Here is a 15989-nt window from a genome sequence, read left to right on the forward strand (position 1 = left end):
GGGGGCTTGCACATCCTGTGTGGGGGGCGGGCTTGCTCGCGAATGCGTCAGCACATCCAACATCAATGTCGCCTGATACATCGCTTTCGCGAGCAAGCCCGCTCCCACAGGGAGAGCAGGCAGCAGAACCGATCAGTAGCGGTAAGCGTGCGGCTTGAACGGGCCTTCGACGGTCACGCCGATGTAGTCGGCCTGGGTCTTGGTCAGTTGAGTCACGACGCCGCCGAAACCGCGGACCATTTCCAGGGCCACTTCTTCGTCGAGTTTCTTCGGCAGCACTTCAACCGTCAGGCGCTCGGCTTTCTGGGCTGGCGACAGGTCGGCGTACTTCTGGCCGAACAGGAAGATCTGTGCCAGAACCTGGTTGGCGAACGAACCGTCCATGATGCGGCTTGGGTGACCGGTAGCGTTACCCAGGTTAACCAGACGGCCTTCGGCCAGCAGGATCAGGTAGTCGTCGTTCTGGGCATCGAATGCGCCAGCGCCGGTACGGTGGATCTTGTGAACCTGTGGTTTCACTTCTTCCCATGCCCAGTTCTTGCGCATGAAAGCGGTGTCGATTTCGTTGTCGAAGTGGCCGATGTTGCAGACAACAGCGCGCTTCTTCAGGGCTTTGAGCATGTTCGCGTCGCAAACATTGACGTTGCCGGTGGTGGTCACGATCAGGTCGATCTTGCCCAGCAGCGCTTTGTCGATGCTCGCTTCAGTACCGTTGTTGATACCGTCGATGAACGGCGAAACCAGCTCGAAGCCGTCCATGCAGGCTTGCATGGCGCAGATCGGGTCGACTTCGGAGACTTTGACGATCATGCCTTCCTGACGCAGGGACTGGGCCGAGCCCTTGCCCACGTCACCGTAACCGATGACCAGCGCTTGCTTGCCGGACAGCAGGTGGTCGGTGCCGCGCTTGATCGCATCGTTCAGGCTGTGACGGCAGCCGTACTTGTTGTCGTTCTTGCTCTTGGTAACCGAGTCGTTGACGTTGATGGCCGGGATTTTCAGCTCGCCCTTGGCCAGCATGTCCAGCAGGCGGTGAACGCCGGTGGTGGTTTCTTCGGTTACGCCGTGCACGCGATCCAGAACGGCCGGGTACTTCTTGTGCAGCAGCTCGGTCAGGTCGCCGCCGTCGTCGAGGATCATGTTGGCATCCCATGGCGCGCCATCTTTGAGGATGGTTTGCTCCAGGCACCACTCGTACTCTTGCTCAGTCTCGCCTTTCCAGGCGAAAACCGGGATGCCGGCAGCGGCGATGGAAGCGGCGGCCTGGTCCTGAGTCGAGAAAATGTTGCAGGACGACCAGCGAACTTCGGCACCCAGGGCAACCAGGGTTTCGATCAGCACGGCGGTCTGAATGGTCATGTGAATGCAGCCGAGGATCTTTGCGCCCTTGAGCGGTTGCTCTTCGGAGTACTTGCGGCGCAGACCCATCAGGGCTGGCATTTCGGATTCGGCGATGATGGTTTCGCGACGGCCCCAGGCAGCCAGGGACATGTCGGCAACTTTGTAATCGTTAAAATCTGCAGGCGTGATAACAGCGCTCATGAAGAGCCTCCATTCGTAATGTATGCGAATGGGCGCCGTTGTGCGTTTAGTGTCTGACCGATAACGGTCAAGCAACGCCCCATCCGAGCCTGACAGGTCGAACCTGCTGCAGCGCCCCTCGGACAGGTGGCGGGAAAACGGTAGCAAGTACAGGTTACCGTTTTGAAACGGGGGCGATTATAGCGGGCTATGCTGATCTTCCAAAGCGTTTCTGTTGGTCAATGTCCGAACGGTAATCGAGACCATAGTCGAAGCCAAATAGAGCTCTGGGTCGGGCTCTGCCATGATGATCACCATCATTCGGCAAGACGTTCAGGAGTGAATATGAATTTCCACACCCGCAAATGGGTTAAACCCGAAGATCTCAACCCGAACGGAACGCTGTTCGGTGGCAGCCTGTTGCGCTGGATCGACGAGGAGGCGGCGATCTACGCCATCGTTCAGTTGGGCAACCAGCGTGTGGTGACCAAGTACATTTCCGAAATCAATTTCGTCAGCGCCTCGCGCCAGGGCGACATTATCGAGTTGGGCATCACTGCCACCGAGTTCGGTCGCACCTCGATCACCCTGACGTGCGAAGTGCGCAACAAGATCACTCGCAAAAGCATCCTCACGGTCGAGAAGATGGTCTTCGTCAACCTCGGTGAAGACGGCTTGCCGGCACCGCACGGGCGGACCGAGATCAAGTACGTCAAGGACCAGTTCCAGGATGATGACGCCAATCAGTGACAGTGGCGGCGCTCTCTTCGCGAGCAAGCCCGCTCCCACATGGTGGCGCGATACCTGTGGGAGCGGGCTTGCTCGCGAAAGCGGTGGTGTTTTCGCCGAAGATTTGTCTGGGTACTGAACAGCCGTGAACCCCGCGTGTCGTAGCTAAATAGTCCGCCACCGGTTGCGCACCCCATGAATTCGGCACAAGACGGCAAGACCCCGAACCTTTCGGCCAAGGAAGAGCACGAAGTCGAAAAGAACCAGCCACCCCGCGCGGCGGTGTTGCATGAAATCATCCGCGCCCAGGGCGATCAGGAACTGGAGCGCAGCATCGCCGCGCTGTGGTGGTCGGCGCTGGCGGCGGGGTTGACCATGGGCTTGTCGTTGATGGCCATGGGGCTGCTCAATTCGCGTCTGCCGGACGACGAGGGGTTCAAGGTGATTGCGAGTTTCGGCTATTGCGCCGGATTTCTCGCGGTGATCCTCGGCCGCCAGCAATTGTTCACCGAAAACACCCTGACAGCAGTACTCCCGGTGATGACCAAGCCCACGCTGGGTAATTTCGGCCGTCTGCTGCGGCTGTGGACGGTGGTGCTGGTCGGCAACCTCTGTGGCACCTTGCTGGTGGCCTATGTGATGCTGGAACTGCCGATTTTCGACAGCAAGACCGACGTGGCCTTCCTCGACATCGGCCGCAAGGTCATGGAAAACGACGTCAGCCAAATGTTCGCCAAAGGCATCATTTCCGGATGGATGATCGCCACCATGGTCTGGATGATCCCGTCCATGGAGAGCGCCAAGATGTGGATCATCATCCTCATCACCTACCTCATGGCGCTGGGGGATTTCACCCACATCGTGGTCGGCTCGCTGGAAGTTTCCTATCTGGTATTTGCTGGCGAGTTGCCGTGGAGTGATTTCTGGCTGGTGTTCGCCGGGCCGACGCTGGCAGGGAACATCATCGGTGGCAGTTTTATCTTTGCGTTGATCAGCCATGCGCAGATTCGCAGCGAGAGCGGGCCGCCAAAAAGCGCAGCGGCTCAGGCTGGAGAACCCGATTCACAGAAGATCAAAAAATGATCAGCTTGGCACGCTCACCTCAGCGGCATCGCGCCGTTGCAGGTAGATAAAATACAGCGCGGTGAGCACCGTCAATCCGCTGACCAGCGCACCCGTCCAGGGCAGGTCGGCCAGGTCTGCACCACTGGCCACCACCAGGCCGCCAATCCAGGCACCGGCGGCATTTCCGAGATTGAAAGCGCTCTGGTTCAGGGTCGAACCCAGGTTCGGTGCTTCATGGGCCTGATCGATGATCAGCAGTTGCAGGATCGGGCACAGCGCGAAAGCGAAAGTCCCCCACAGCACCAGCGTGATCGCGGCCGGAATGACTGAGCGACTGGTCTGGCTGAATGCGCCCAATACCACCAGTACCGCCAGCGCCATGCCCACCAGCGAAGGCAACAGGCGGCTGTCCGCCAATCGGCCGCCGAGCATGCTGCCGGCGGTCAGGCCGACACCGAACAACAGCAGCATGATCGTCACGCCGTGGGGGCTGACACCGGTGATGTCCTGCAGGATAGGTGCAATGTAAGTGAACACGCTGAACAGGCTGGTGGAGGCGAGCACGCTCATGCCCAGCGCCAGTAGCACATTGAGCTTGCCCAATACTTTGAATTCGCTGGCAAGATTGGCCTTGTCCATGGGGATGTCCCTGGGCAGCCAGACCCACTGCGCGATGGCCGCCAACACACCAATCACCGAGACCGCCCAGAACGTCGAGCGCCAGCCGGCGTATTGGCCGAGCGCCGTGCCCAATGGCACACCCAGCACGTTGGCCAGGGTCAGGCCGGTAAACATCAGTGCAATCGCCTGGGCCCGCTTGTTCGGTGCCACCAGGCCGGCCGCAACTACCGAGCCAATGCCGAAGAATGCCCCGTGACACAGCGCGGTAATCACTCGCGCGGCCATCAACGTGGCGTAGTTCGGCGCCAAAGCGCAGAGCACGTTGCCGAGGATGAACATCAGCGTCATACCCAGCAGCGTGGCCTTGCGCGGCATGTTGGCGGTACCCACTGCGAGGATCGGTGCACCGAACACCACGCCCAGGGCATAGCCGGTAATCAGCAGGCCGGCATCAGGAATGCTCACGCTGAGGTCGCGGGCGACGTCGGGCAGCAGGCCCATGATGACGAACTCGGTGGTGCCGATGCCGAAGGCGGCAACAGCGAGGGCAAGCAAAGCGAGTGGCATGCGCAAGGTCTCTGTCAGTAGTCTTGACGCTGTGATCAGGCATACGCAGGCCGATGACCGTTCTCCACGAGAGCGGGCAGGGCAGGATTTTTATTGGAATTAGTCGTTGTGCAACTGAGTGCGGCGCGGTCGGATGCAGTATAAACAGCTGCTGAAATATGGCGAATCAATTCTCCGCCTGGCATGAATAAGGAGTGTGCCGTGTTTGCAACGGCCTTGGTGTTGGTGGCGGCGCTGTTGCATGCAGCGTGGAATACCCTGATCAAATTCAGTGCGGAGCGACTGTTGGTGGTGGCCTGCATGGACAGCGTGGCGCTGCTCTTCGTCGCCTTGATGCTGCCATTTGTGGCAATGCCGCCGCCGCAAATATGGCCGTGGATTCTGGCGTCGGCGGCGTTCGAGTTGCTCTATCGATACTTGTTGATCCAGGCCTACCGGGTCGGCGACCTCGGGCTGGTCTATCCGTTGATGCGCGGCCTTTCGCCACTGGTGGTGCTGGCGCTGACATTGATCTTTGCCGGGGAAGTGCTGTCTCACCAGCAGATCTTCGGAATCCTGTTGATCCCGTTCGGCATGCTCTGCCTGCTCTGGCAGGGGGGTGGCGGTGCGCGTCTGCCCTGGTCGATGCTGCCGGTGGTGGCACTGATCGGGCTGTGCATCGGTTGCTACACCTACATCGACGGGCAGGCATTGCGGCGCTGGTCTCATCCGCTGGATTACCTGGTCTGGGTTACCTTGCTCAGCGCCTGGCCGTTTCCGTTATTGGCGCTGGTGCGCAAGCGGCCAGCGTTCAGCTTGTTTTGGCGAGAGCAGTGGCGGCTGGGCCTGGCCGTCGGGTTTTGCGTGTTGTTCAGCTACGCTCTGGTGCTTTGGGCGATGCAACTGGGCTCGGTTGCCGAAGCGGCGGCGCTGCGCGAGATCAGTGTGATTCTGGTGGTTCTGTTTGGTATGCGTTACCTGAAAGAGCCATTTGGCAGGCCGAGGCTGCTGGCCTGTGGGCTGGTATTGATCGGCATATTGGTGATGAAATTTTGATCGCCCTTTGATGAACTCGATTTTCCATAACTTGAAGAAAGGACGGCGTTATGACGGTTGCTCTGTGGTGCATTTTGATCGCGATTTTCCTGCCGTATATCTGCACGGGCGTCGCCAAGGCCAGTGGCGGTTACAGGCTGAGAGATAACCATGATCCCCGGGATTTTCTGGATTCGCTGGAGGGTTTGGGGCGGCGCGCGCATGCAGCGCAACTGAACAGTTTTGAAGTGACCCCGGCGTTCGCGGCGGCGGTGATCGTCGCGCACCTGGCCGGCAATGCCGAACTGGTGACGATCAATGTGTTGTCGGTGTTATTCATCACCAGCCGGTTGCTTTACATCATTTGCTACCTGGCGGACTGGGCGATTTTGCGATCGTTGGTGTGGTTTGTGGGGATGGGGCTGATTGTGAGTCTGTTTGTGGTGTCGGCTTAGGGCCAAGGTCAAAAGATCGCAGCCTCGTTTCACTCGACAGCTCCTACAGGGTTCGGGCGCATCCGCGATGAGTCGGCGGATGCGCAAATGCAGGAGCTGGCGAAGACTGCGATCTGTTGCTTTAAGGTTTGTCAGCCACTTGAGGAACTTGCGGCAACGTCGCCCCCTTGGGCCACAACATCCAGATTTGCCCCTGTTGCTTCATGTCCCCGGCCAGCTGTCCGGCTGCTTCGCCGGTGCCCCAGAACAGGTCCGCGCGTACTTCACCGGCAATCGCGCCACCGGTGTCTTGCGCCGCTACCGGACGTACCAGTGCCGTGCCGTCTGGTTTGGTGGTGGATAACCACAACAGGCTGCCCAACGGAATCACCTTGCGATCCACCGCCGCGCTGTAGCCTGCGGTCAGCGGCACGTTCAGCGAGCCGCGCGGGCCTTCGTTGCTGTCCGGGTTGCGGGTGAAGAACACATAGCTTGGGTTGCTGGCGAGCAGTTGCGGGATGCGCGACGGATTGGCTTTGGCCCAGGTGCTGATCGCGCCCATGGTCACCTCTTCTTTTTTCAGCTCGCCTTGTTCCACCAGCCAGCGGCCGATCGGTCGATAGGGGTGGCCGTTCTGGTCGGCATAGGCAATGCGCAATTGGCGACCGTCGTCGAGCTGGATACGGCCCGAACCCTGGATCTGCAGGAACTGCAGGTTCATCGGGTCGGTCAGCCAGGCCACGACCGGCGCCTTGACCCCCTTGCTTTCAATAGTCGCCGAGTCGTCGTAGGGCTTGAGTACGCGACCCTCGAGTCGACCGCGCAGGCGTTTGCCTTTGAGCTCGGGATAAATGCTGTCCAGGGCGACGATGATCATGTCTTCGGGCACGCCATACACCGGCACATTCGCCACGCTGGTCTGAGTCAGGCTGCCGGGATAGACCGGTTCGTAGTAACCGGTGATCAGGCCGTTGGGGTTGTCATTGGCGGCGCGCAGGCCGTAGACGTCGAGGTTCTGCTTGAGAAAACCGCGAATGTCGCTGGCGGTCTGCGGCACATTGGCGGCCGCTGCGCAGGTGCCACCCCAGACCGGATCGGCCTTGAGTCGGGTGCAGGCGCTGCGCCACGAGCCGAAACCGGCAACCAGATCAGTGTCGGACACCGCCGGCAACGCCTCCCACGTGGCACTGGAGTAAGTGGCCAGGGCGTGGGTCTTGGGTTGTTTGTTTTCACCACCGGTGCAACCTGCGAGCAGGGCCACCACCGGCAGGGTCCAGGCCAGGCTGTGACGCCATGCCTTGAAACAGCTGTTCATGGAGTGATTCCTTTGTCGGTTGCCCGAGCGCTTCATGTGCTCACGCAACCCGTATTAATAATAGGGCTATTGGTCTTTGCCGATCAGGCGAGGATACTGGCCGCCGTTTCCCGTGACCTGAAGCCACCATGACTCTTAAAAGACTTTCTGTTGTATTGCTGGCCTGCCTGACACTGTCCGCTTGCGGCGGTGTCGACCCCAACTCTCCACTCGGTCAGCGCAAGGCTATTTTCAAGCAGATGCTCAAGACGGGCGAAGACCTGGGTGGCATGTTGCGTGGCCGTATTCCATTCGACGGCCCGAAGTTCGCCGAAGGCGCTGTGAAGCTCGATGCGTTGTCCCGTGAACCGTGGAAACATTTCCCCCAGGTGCGTGAAGAAGATCACACCAGCGCCACAAGCGATGTCTGGGAGCAGCAGGCGCGTTTTCAGGGCATGGCTCGCGACCTTGAGACGGCCACGGGAGAGCTGGTAGTTGTCAGCCAGGTTCAACCCTACAAGGCCAGCAACCTCGGGCCGGCGGTGCAGAAAGTCGAAGATGCCTGCAGTGCGTGTCATAAGGCTTTTCGCGATCATTGATTGGTGTTGCTCATGCTGACGCTTTCGCGGGCAAGCCCGCTCCCACAGGGAGTGTTCTCAACTGCGGGAGCGGGCTTGCCCGCGAAGGCTGCTTTGGCCGCACCAAAGATTGCTGGTCCTTACGGCCTTACTTATCCAGCTCGTCGAGTGCTTCCTGCAATTCCTTGCGCGATTCGGCGAGTTTGTCTTTGCGCTTGTTGATCTTGTCGGGGTCGCCTTGTTTCATGGCCTTGTCGAGATCGGCCTGACGCTTGCTGACTTCATGCTTGGCGTCGAGCACCTTGTTTTCCCGTTCTTTCTTCAGTGAGGCGTCAGTGCAGTTCGCGGTGACTTCGCTCAGGGCCGTTTCCAGGCCGGCCTGCTGGTCGGCGTTGCCGCGAGACTTGGCCAGTTCGATCTGGTTGATGATGCCTTGCTTCTTGGCGGCGCAACCTGTCAGCCCCGGCGCTTCTTCGTCCGCCATCAACGGGGCGGCCATCACGCTGCAAAGGGTTAACAGGGCAAGCGGTGAAAGAAATTTCATAAAAGCTCCAGTCAAGAAAGCAACAGGTCGATACGGCGCTGGCTGTTTGAGCCTATTGGTCCGTTCGGGTTCCCGGGCGGGCACTGGCTAAAAACCGTTAATCCCCGCGTCATGTAATGTTTCACTCAAGGCCAGTATCTGTGGGTCGCGGAAAAATGCGCTCAGTTGCGCCGCGCGCCCCGGCCCGATACCGGCTTCGGTCTGCCATTGTTCGGTGTCTCTTTGCGCCAGTTCCTGCCATGAGTCAGGGAGCTGCGCCTGGCCTGTCGGCGGCAGCCCCAGTGCTTTGAGCCAATTGGCGAAAGGGCGCTGGCGGGCAATGTTGAAACTGTCGGCGATGCGGGCAGCATTGCGTTCGCCGAAACCGTCAATGTTAGCAAGCTCTTGGGCATCAAGGGTCAACCAATCCAGCAGGTTGCCCAGGCGACCTGTTGCAAGAAGTTTTTCCCAGGTGCCTGGGCCGACATGGGGCAGGGCCAGGCCTTGCTTGCCGCTGAGCCAGGTCAGGCGCGCAAGAAACTGGCTTTCGCATTGCGCTGTGGGCTGCCAGCAACTGAGCGCATGAAAGTCCGCGGCCTTGGGCACATTCAATTCCTGGCGTGCGGTGCTGCGCAGTACCACGTCGTCGAGCCTTGGAATCGTCAGGCCCGCGAGACTGATGGACACCTGGTCGCCGGGGCGAATGTCCAGCTCCTGCCAACGCCGCAGAGAGCTGACGCTGACGCGCTTGATTTGCCGGTCATCAAGCCAGAACGGTGTCACCTCCAGCACCGGTGTAATCCTGCCTGTGCGTCCAATCTGGAAGTTTACCTTGCGCACCTCAGCCAGGGCCTGGGCGATAGGATACTTCCAGGCAACAATCCAGTAAGGAGGCTTGGCTTGCCAGCGTTCGGCGACTGGGCGCTGGTTCTGGCGCAGGACGATACCGTCGCTGGCAAAGGGCAGGGGTGAGCGATACCAGTGATCCCGCCAGCCTTCAACGTCCGCCAGTGTCTTGATCGGGTGACTGTAAGGCGCTGTGCTCGGGAAGCCCAACTCGTCCAGCGCGGCCACGCGTTCGCGCAGGTCGCTCGGCCCCTGGGGCCAGTCCCAGACAAACAGGCCGATGCCCGACGCCTGTTGCGCACTCATTGTTTTGCGTGCCATCAAGCCGGCCACTGTGCCGCGAGCATTGAGGCTGCCGGCTTCGGCCTGGACATGGCCGGTCGCGTGCCAATAAAGCTCGCCTTGCACTACCAGGTCCCGGGCCTGCCTCAATTGCCGGGGGATACCGGGGATCTGGCGCGCCGATGCAGTCCAGTCCCGCCCCTTGGTACCGTCTCCCCGGCTGATCGCCTGAGTCAATACGCCGCTGCGGTAGACCAGGGTCATGGCGACGCCGTCGACTTTGGGCTGAATCCAGACCTCGCGGCGATCTTTCAACCAGTCTTCCACGGCCTGGGCATCACTGAGCTTTTCCAGGCCGGTGTGAGGAATAGGGTGAGTGACAGGGCCACCGGCAGTGCGCAACGGGTCCGCCGGTTTAGTCAGGCCGAAGCATGTACGCCATTGGGTAAGTCGCGCGTGGGACTGATCGTAAAGCTCATCGGCGACCAGCGAGTGGCCTTGGCGATGGTAGCTGTCGTCCCAGAGGTCGATCCGGGTTTGCAGGGTGGTGATTTCGTTCGAGGCGCGTTCGGGTGGCCAGTCGGGGCATTGGGCGGCGCGGGCGGTCAGGCAGGAGAGGGCAAGCAGGCAGGTAATAAACAGGCGTGGGTCGAGGAGCATCGCGAGCGTCCTTGCTCAGTGGGTTGCCTGAAGGTTAGGAAAGATTCCGAAGGCCGCTCGAGCAGTATTTTTCCGTGTGTTTCGATGTCCGCAAAGTCTGGCGGTTACCCACGAAAAAGCCCCGCATGGCGAACCGTGCGGGGCTTTGGGTACTGCGGGGAAAGTCTTACAGGCCGGCAGCGGAACGCAGGTCGTCGGCGCGGTCGGTTTTTTCCCAGGTGAACGTGGTGAACGTGTCGTCGCCCACGGTCTTGGTCGCCGGGGTACGACCGAAGTGGCCGTACGCAGCGGTTTCCTGATACATCGGGTGCAGCAGGTCGAGCATGGTGGTGATCGCGTATGGACGCAGGTCGAACACTTCGCGGACCAGTTTGACGATCTTGTCGTCGCTGATCTTGCCGGTGCCGAAGGTGTTCAGCGAGATCGAAGTCGGCTGGGCAACACCGATCGCGTAGGAAACCTGGATCTCGCAGCGCTCGGCCAGGCCGGCGGCAACGATGTTCTTGGCCACGTAACGACCGGCATAGGCCGCCGAACGGTCAACCTTCGATGGATCCTTGCCGGAGAACGCGCCGCCACCGTGACGGGCCATGCCGCCGTAGCTGTCGACGATGATCTTGCGACCGGTCAGGCCGCAGTCGCCCACCGGGCCACCGATGATGAACTGGCCAGTCGGGTTGATGTGGAACTGGGTGTCTTTGGTCAGCAGTTCGGCAGGCAGTACGTGCTTGACGATCAGCTCCATCACGCCTTCGCGCAGGTCTTTGTACGACACTTCAGGGTTGTGCTGGGTCGACAGTACAACGGCGTCGATACCAACAACCTTGCCGCCTTCGTAACGGCAAGTCACTTGCGACTTGGCGTCCGGACGCAGCCAAGGCAGCAGGCCGGATTTACGGGCTTCAGCCTGGCGCTGCACCAACTGGTGCGAGAAAGTGATCGGTGCTGGCATCAGCACGTCGGTTTCATTGCTGGCGTAGCCGAACATCAGGCCCTGGTCGCCGGCGCCCTGATCTTCAGGCTTGGCACGGTCAACGCCTTGGTTGATGTCAGGGGACTGCTTGCCGATGATGTTCATCACGCCGCAGGTCGCGCCGTCGAAGCCGACGTCGGAGCTGGTGTAGCCGATGTCGGTGATGACATCACGAACGATCTGCTCCAGGTCAACCCAGGCCGAAGTGGTCACTTCGCCGGCGATGATCGCCACGCCCGTTTTCACCAGAGTCTCGCACGCCACGCGGGCGAACTTGTCTTCTGCAATGATGGCGTCCAGCACCGCATCAGAAATCTGGTCGGCGATTTTGTCCGGATGCCCTTCAGACACGGACTCGGAGGTGAAAAGGGAGTATTCGCTCATCTCGATGTTTTCCTGAATTTACCGATGGTGAGTGTCGCCAGCCGGTCGCTGAAAGTGGCGTACCTGGATCTGGAAACCATTACGTAAGCCTACATAGAGGCTTTCCCCGGGAACGAGTCCCGCAGCGGTGGCCCAACGGGCCAAATCGTCCTGTTCAAACCCTAGCCAGAGATCACCGCAGGCCTCCTTGGCCCAACTCTGGTTATGGCTACATAACTCTGTCACTAACAGGCTACCGCCTGGTTGCAGCAAATTGGCCATGTGCTTGAGCGCATCGGCCGGCGCGGCAAAATGGTGCAGCACCATGTTCAGTACAACGCAATCGGCTTGCAGGCTGACGCCGTTCAATGCATCGGCCAGTTGCAGGTTAACGTTAGTCAGCGTCTCGCGTTCGCAGACCTGACGTGCCAGTTCCAGCATCGCCGGGCTGTTGTCCAGCGCCGTGACCTGGGTGAAGCGGCGCGCCAGTTCGGGCAGGAATGCACCGTCGCCGGGGCCGACTTCAATGGCCGTGGCGCCTGGGCCGAAACTCAGCTTGTCGAGCAGGGCCAGCACGCTTTCGCGGTACTGTGGCAGGCCGGCGATCAGGTCTTGCTGGGCGCGAAATTTCTCCGCAACCCGTGAGAAAAAGTCCTGGCTGGCCGCCGCGCGCTGTCCGTGAACCTGGGCGATACGCGACTGTACATCGGCCGGCAGCGTCAGGTTATCCACTTCATCGAGCAAGGCAGCGTGCAGCTTGCCGCCCAGCAGTTCGGTGTGGGGCAGGGCGCGACGGTAGAAAATCGCATTGCCCTCACGGCGGGTCGCCACCAGGTCGGCCTGGGCCAGAACCTTGAGGTGATGACTCATGCCCGACTGGCCGATGCCGAATATCTGCGCCAGTTCCAGCACCCCGAACGAGTCGTTGGCCAGCGCGCGCAATACATTCAACCGCAGGGGATCACCGCCGGCCTTGCACAAGGCCGCCAGCTCATCGCAATCGTCATGTTGAATGGAGGGCACGCGTAAATTCATAAGGCCGGCAGTCTAGTCATGGGCCGAAAGCACCGCAAGGGCAATATCAAAAAGTTTTGATATTGCACGATAGATGGCACTTCTCACGGGCCGCTTCACTCTACAAACGGATAGCGGAAAGGTTTCATCAGAAGAATCCGCCGTTATCCGTTGGAAAAACGCCTTCAGATGACTATCTGTCATTGCCCCGAGGCGTCCCGGTGAGGGAAAATGCTCGCCTTTTTTCCGTTTCGTTTTAATCAATCCCCAGGAGAACAGCGATGCCAAGCCGTCGTGAGCGTGCCAACGCCATTCGTGCCCTCAGCATGGATGCCGTGCAAAAAGCCAACAGCGGCCATCCCGGTGCCCCTATGGGTATGGCGGATATCGCCGAAGTACTTTGGCGTGACTACCTCAAGCACAACCCGAGCAATCCATCGTTCGCCGACCGTGACCGCTTCGTGCTGTCCAACGGTCACGGCTCGATGTTGATCTACTCGTTGCTGCACCTGACCGGCTACGACCTGTCGATCGAAGACCTGAAGCAGTTCCGCCAGCTGCACAGCCGCACTCCGGGTCACCCGGAACTCGGTTACACCCCGGGCGTTGAAACCACCACCGGTCCGCTGGGCCAAGGCCTGGCCAACGCCGTGGGTTTTGCCCTGGCGGAAAAAGTCCTGGCGGCGCAGTTCAACCGTCCTGGCCACAACATCGTCGATCACCACACCTACGTATTCCTGGGTGATGGCTGCATGATGGAAGGCATTTCCCACGAAGTCGCCTCCCTGGCTGGCACGCTGGGCCTGGGCAAGCTGATTGCCTTCTACGATGACAACGGTATCTCCATCGACGGCGAAGTCGAAGGCTGGTTCACCGATGACACGCCCAAGCGCTTTGAGTCCTACAACTGGCAAGTGATCCGCAATGTCGATGGTCATGACCCGGAAGAGATCAAGACGGCAATCGAGACTGCACGCAAAAGCGAGCAGCCGACCCTGATCTGCTGCAAGACCACCATCGGTTTCGGTTCGCCGAACAAGCAAGGCAAGGAAGACTGCCACGGCGCCCCACTGGGTGACGCGGAAATCGCCCTGACCCGTGCGGCGCTGAAGTGGAACCACGGCCCGTTCGAAATCCCGGCCGACATCTACGCCGAGTGGGACGCCAAGGAAGCCGGTCGCGCTGCCGAAGCCGAGTGGGACCAGCGTTTCGCTGCCTACTCCGCCGCATTCCCGACCGAAGCCAACGAACTGGTGCGTCGCCTGAGTGGCGAACTGCCGGCTGATTTCTCCGAGAAGGCTGACGCCTACATCGCCGAAGTCGCTGCCAAGGGCGAAACCATCGCCAGCCGTAAAGCCAGCCAGAATGCCCTGAACGCATTTGGCCCGCTGCTGCCTGAGTTCCTCGGTGGTTCGGCTGACCTGGCCGGTTCCAACCTGACCCTGTGGAAAGGCTGCAAAGGCGTGACCGCTGAAGATGCCAGCGGCAACTACATGTACTACGGCGTGCGCGAGTTCGGCATGACCGCCATCATGAACGGCGTTGCCTTGCACGGCGGCCTGGTGCCTTACGGCGCGACCTTCCTGATGTTCATGGAATACGCGCGCAATGCCGTGCGCATGTCGGCCCTGATGAAGCAGCGCGTGATTCACGTCTACACCCACGACTCCATCGGTCTGGGCGAAGACGGCCCGACTCACCAGCCAATCGAACAACTGGCCAGCCTGCGTTGCACGCCGAACCTCGACACCTGGCGTCCAGCCGATGCTGTTGAATCGGCCGTGAGCTGGAAATACGCACTGGAGCGCAAGGACGGTCCTTCGGCCCTGATCTTCTCGCGTCAGAACCTGCAGCACCAAACCCGTGATGCCGGCCAGATCGCCGACATCAGCCGTGGTGGTTATGTGCTGAAAGACTGCGCTGGTGAGCCAGAACTGATCCTGATTGCCACCGGTTCGGAAGTCGGCCTGGCCGTTCAAGCCTTCGACAAACTGACCGAGCAGGGCCGCAAGGTTCGCGTGGTTTCCATGCCGTGCACCAGCGTGTTCGATGCCCAGGACGCCGGTTACAAGCAATCGGTCCTGCCGTTGCAGGTCAGCGCCCGTATCGCCATCGAAGCCGCTCACGCGGATTACTGGTACAAGTACGTGGGCCTGGAAGGCCGCGTGATCGGCATGACCACTTACGGTGAGTCGGCGCCTGCGAGCGCGTTGTTCGAAGAGTTCGGTTTCACCCTGGAAAACATCCTGGGTCAGGCTGAAGAGCTGCTGGAAGACTGATCCAGAAAATGTGTCGTCTGGACTGTCGCTTTCGCGAGCAAGCCCGCTCCCACATGAGATCGCATTCTCCTGTGGGAGCGGGCTTGCTCGCGAAGGCGTCGGGCCAGTCAACGCAACACTGATGGATTCACCACGGTAATCGAGAACCCCATGCCTCAACCGCGTCCCTACAAAGTTGCACTCAACGGCTACGGCCGGATTGGTCGTTGCGTCTTGCGTGCGTTGTTCGAGCGAGGCGACAAGGCCGGGTTTGAGATTGTCGCGATCAACGATCTGGCCGACATGGCCAGCATCGAATACCTGACACGCTTCGACTCGACCCACGGGCGTTTTCCCGGCGAGGTGAAAGTCGAAGGCGATTGTCTGCATATTAATGGCGACTGCGTGAAGGTCTTGCGCAGTGCCGCCCCCGAAGGCATCGATTGGGCGTCCCTGGGCGTCGATCTGGTGCTGGAATGCTCCGGCGCTTACAACACCCGTGAAGACGGCCAGCGGTTTCTCGACGCCGGCGCGCCACGAGTATTGTTTTCCCAGCCAATGGCCAGCGAGGCGGATGTCGACGCCACTATCGTCTACGGTGTGAATCAGGATTGCCTGACCGGCGACGAGCGGCTGGTGTCCAACGCGTCCTGCACCACCAACTGCGGTGTGCCGCTGTTGCGCCTGCTCAACCAGGCCATTGGCCTGGACTACGTGTCGATCACCACGATTCACTCGGCGATGAACGATCAGCCGGTCATTGACGCCTATCATCACGAAGACTTGCGCCGCACCCGTTCGGCGTTCCAGTCGGTGATTCCGGTGTCCACCGGTCTGGCGCGCGGCATCGAACGCCTGTTGCCGGAACTTGCAGGGCGAATTCAGGCCAAAGCCGTACGGGTGCCAACGGTTAACGTGTCCTGCCTCGATATCACGATGCAGACCGCCACCGCGACCGACGCCACCGAGGTCAACCGGATTTTGCGCGAGGCCGCCAGCAGCGGCCCGCTCAAAGGTCTTCTGGCTTACACCGAGTTGCCCCATGCCAGCTGTGATTTCAACCATGACCCACATTCGGCCATCGTCGATGCCAGTCAGACCCGTGTTTCCGGCCCTCGGCTGGTGAACATCCTGGCTTGGTTCGACAACGAATGGGGTTTTGCCAACCGAATGCTGGATGTTGCAGAGCACTACCTGCAAACAGCTTCACCCATCGTCTCTACAAAACAGTAACCCAGGAAATGCGA

The 15989-nt window shown here is 60.2% G+C and carries 14 protein-coding genes and 1 riboswitch; of the genes, 7 read left to right on the top strand and 7 right to left on the bottom strand.

From position 1 onward, the window contains the following. Positions 1 to 132 precede the first annotated feature (132 nt). The gene (gene ahcY, locus KW839_RS05495; RefSeq protein ID WP_060542387.1) at positions 133 to 1542 is read right to left on the bottom strand and encodes an adenosylhomocysteinase; all 1410 of its coding nucleotides are present in this window, start codon (positions 1540 to 1542) and stop codon (positions 133 to 135) included. Positions 1543 to 1565: 23 nt separating this feature from the next. Further along, positions 1566 to 1668: riboswitch (S-adenosyl-L-homocysteine riboswitch) on the bottom strand. Between the two features lie 198 nt (positions 1669 to 1866). Between ahcY and KW839_RS05500 the strand changes: the two genes are divergently transcribed. Next, positions 1867 to 2271 carry an acyl-CoA thioesterase gene (locus KW839_RS05500; protein ID WP_060542386.1) on the top strand — a complete coding sequence of 135 codons (405 nt, stop codon included), beginning with the start codon at positions 1867 to 1869 and terminating at the stop codon, positions 2269 to 2271. A 174-nt stretch (positions 2272 to 2445) separates the two neighbouring features. Continuing rightward, complete coding sequence (locus KW839_RS05505) at positions 2446 to 3333, top strand: formate/nitrite transporter family protein (protein ID WP_218423659.1); 888 nt, start codon at positions 2446 to 2448, stop codon at positions 3331 to 3333. On the opposite strand, the gene KW839_RS05510 is transcribed toward KW839_RS05505, so the two are convergent. Then, complete coding sequence (locus KW839_RS05510; RefSeq protein WP_060542384.1) at positions 3334 to 4503, bottom strand: MFS transporter; 1170 nt, start codon at positions 4501 to 4503, stop codon at positions 3334 to 3336. It abuts the gene before it with no gap. 201 nt (positions 4504 to 4704) lie between these two features. Here KW839_RS05510 and KW839_RS05515 point away from each other — a divergent pair, with 201 nt between their 5' ends. Further along, positions 4705 to 5538: an EamA family transporter gene (locus tag KW839_RS05515; RefSeq protein WP_060542383.1), complete on the top strand. Its 834-nt coding sequence runs from the start codon at positions 4705 to 4707 to the stop codon at positions 5536 to 5538. 50 nt (positions 5539 to 5588) lie between these two features. Further along, complete coding sequence (locus KW839_RS05520) at positions 5589 to 5972, top strand: MAPEG family protein (protein ID WP_060542382.1); 384 nt, start codon at positions 5589 to 5591, stop codon at positions 5970 to 5972. A gap of 121 nt (positions 5973 to 6093) precedes the next feature. Here KW839_RS05520 and KW839_RS05525 read toward each other — a convergent pair whose 3' ends face one another. Further along, positions 6094 to 7266 (bottom strand): murein transglycosylase A, encoded by a 1173-nt coding sequence (locus tag KW839_RS05525; protein WP_060542381.1) that lies wholly within the window; start codon positions 7264 to 7266, stop codon positions 6094 to 6096. Positions 7267 to 7394: 128 nt separating this feature from the next. Between KW839_RS05525 and KW839_RS05530 the strand changes: the two genes are divergently transcribed. Then, positions 7395 to 7844: a cytochrome c gene (locus tag KW839_RS05530; protein ID WP_060542380.1), complete on the top strand. Its 450-nt coding sequence runs from the start codon at positions 7395 to 7397 to the stop codon at positions 7842 to 7844. Between the two features lie 127 nt (positions 7845 to 7971). Here KW839_RS05530 and KW839_RS05535 read toward each other — a convergent pair whose 3' ends face one another. The 4 genes from KW839_RS05535 to KW839_RS05550 form a co-directional block, all read right to left on the bottom strand. Beyond that, positions 7972 to 8367 (bottom strand): DUF1090 domain-containing protein, encoded by a 396-nt coding sequence (locus KW839_RS05535; protein ID WP_060542379.1) that lies wholly within the window; start codon positions 8365 to 8367, stop codon positions 7972 to 7974. A gap of 87 nt (positions 8368 to 8454) precedes the next feature. Continuing rightward, entirely contained in the window at positions 8455 to 10134 is a 1680-nt protein-coding gene (ligB, locus tag KW839_RS05540) for an NAD-dependent DNA ligase LigB (RefSeq protein WP_218423660.1), read from the bottom strand. A gap of 166 nt (positions 10135 to 10300) precedes the next feature. Then, entirely contained in the window at positions 10301 to 11491 is a 1191-nt protein-coding gene (gene metK / locus KW839_RS05545; protein ID WP_060542377.1) for a methionine adenosyltransferase, read from the bottom strand. A gap of 18 nt (positions 11492 to 11509) precedes the next feature. Then, positions 11510 to 12505 carry a metalloregulator ArsR/SmtB family transcription factor gene (locus KW839_RS05550; RefSeq protein WP_218423661.1) on the bottom strand — a complete coding sequence of 332 codons (996 nt, stop codon included), beginning with the start codon at positions 12503 to 12505 and terminating at the stop codon, positions 11510 to 11512. A gap of 260 nt (positions 12506 to 12765) precedes the next feature. Here KW839_RS05550 and tkt point away from each other — a divergent pair, with 260 nt between their 5' ends. Then, positions 12766 to 14763, top strand: coding sequence for a transketolase (gene tkt, locus KW839_RS05555; RefSeq protein ID WP_060542375.1), 1998 nt, complete (start codon positions 12766 to 12768; stop codon positions 14761 to 14763). A gap of 150 nt (positions 14764 to 14913) precedes the next feature. Then, positions 14914 to 15975, top strand: coding sequence for an erythrose-4-phosphate dehydrogenase (gene epd / locus KW839_RS05560; RefSeq protein ID WP_060542374.1), 1062 nt, complete (start codon positions 14914 to 14916; stop codon positions 15973 to 15975). The last annotated feature ends 14 nt before the right edge of the window (positions 15976 to 15989 follow it).

It is taken from the genome of Pseudomonas sp. PDM31 (assembly GCF_019218965.1).
Classification (GTDB): domain Bacteria; phylum Pseudomonadota; class Gammaproteobacteria; order Pseudomonadales; family Pseudomonadaceae; genus Aquipseudomonas.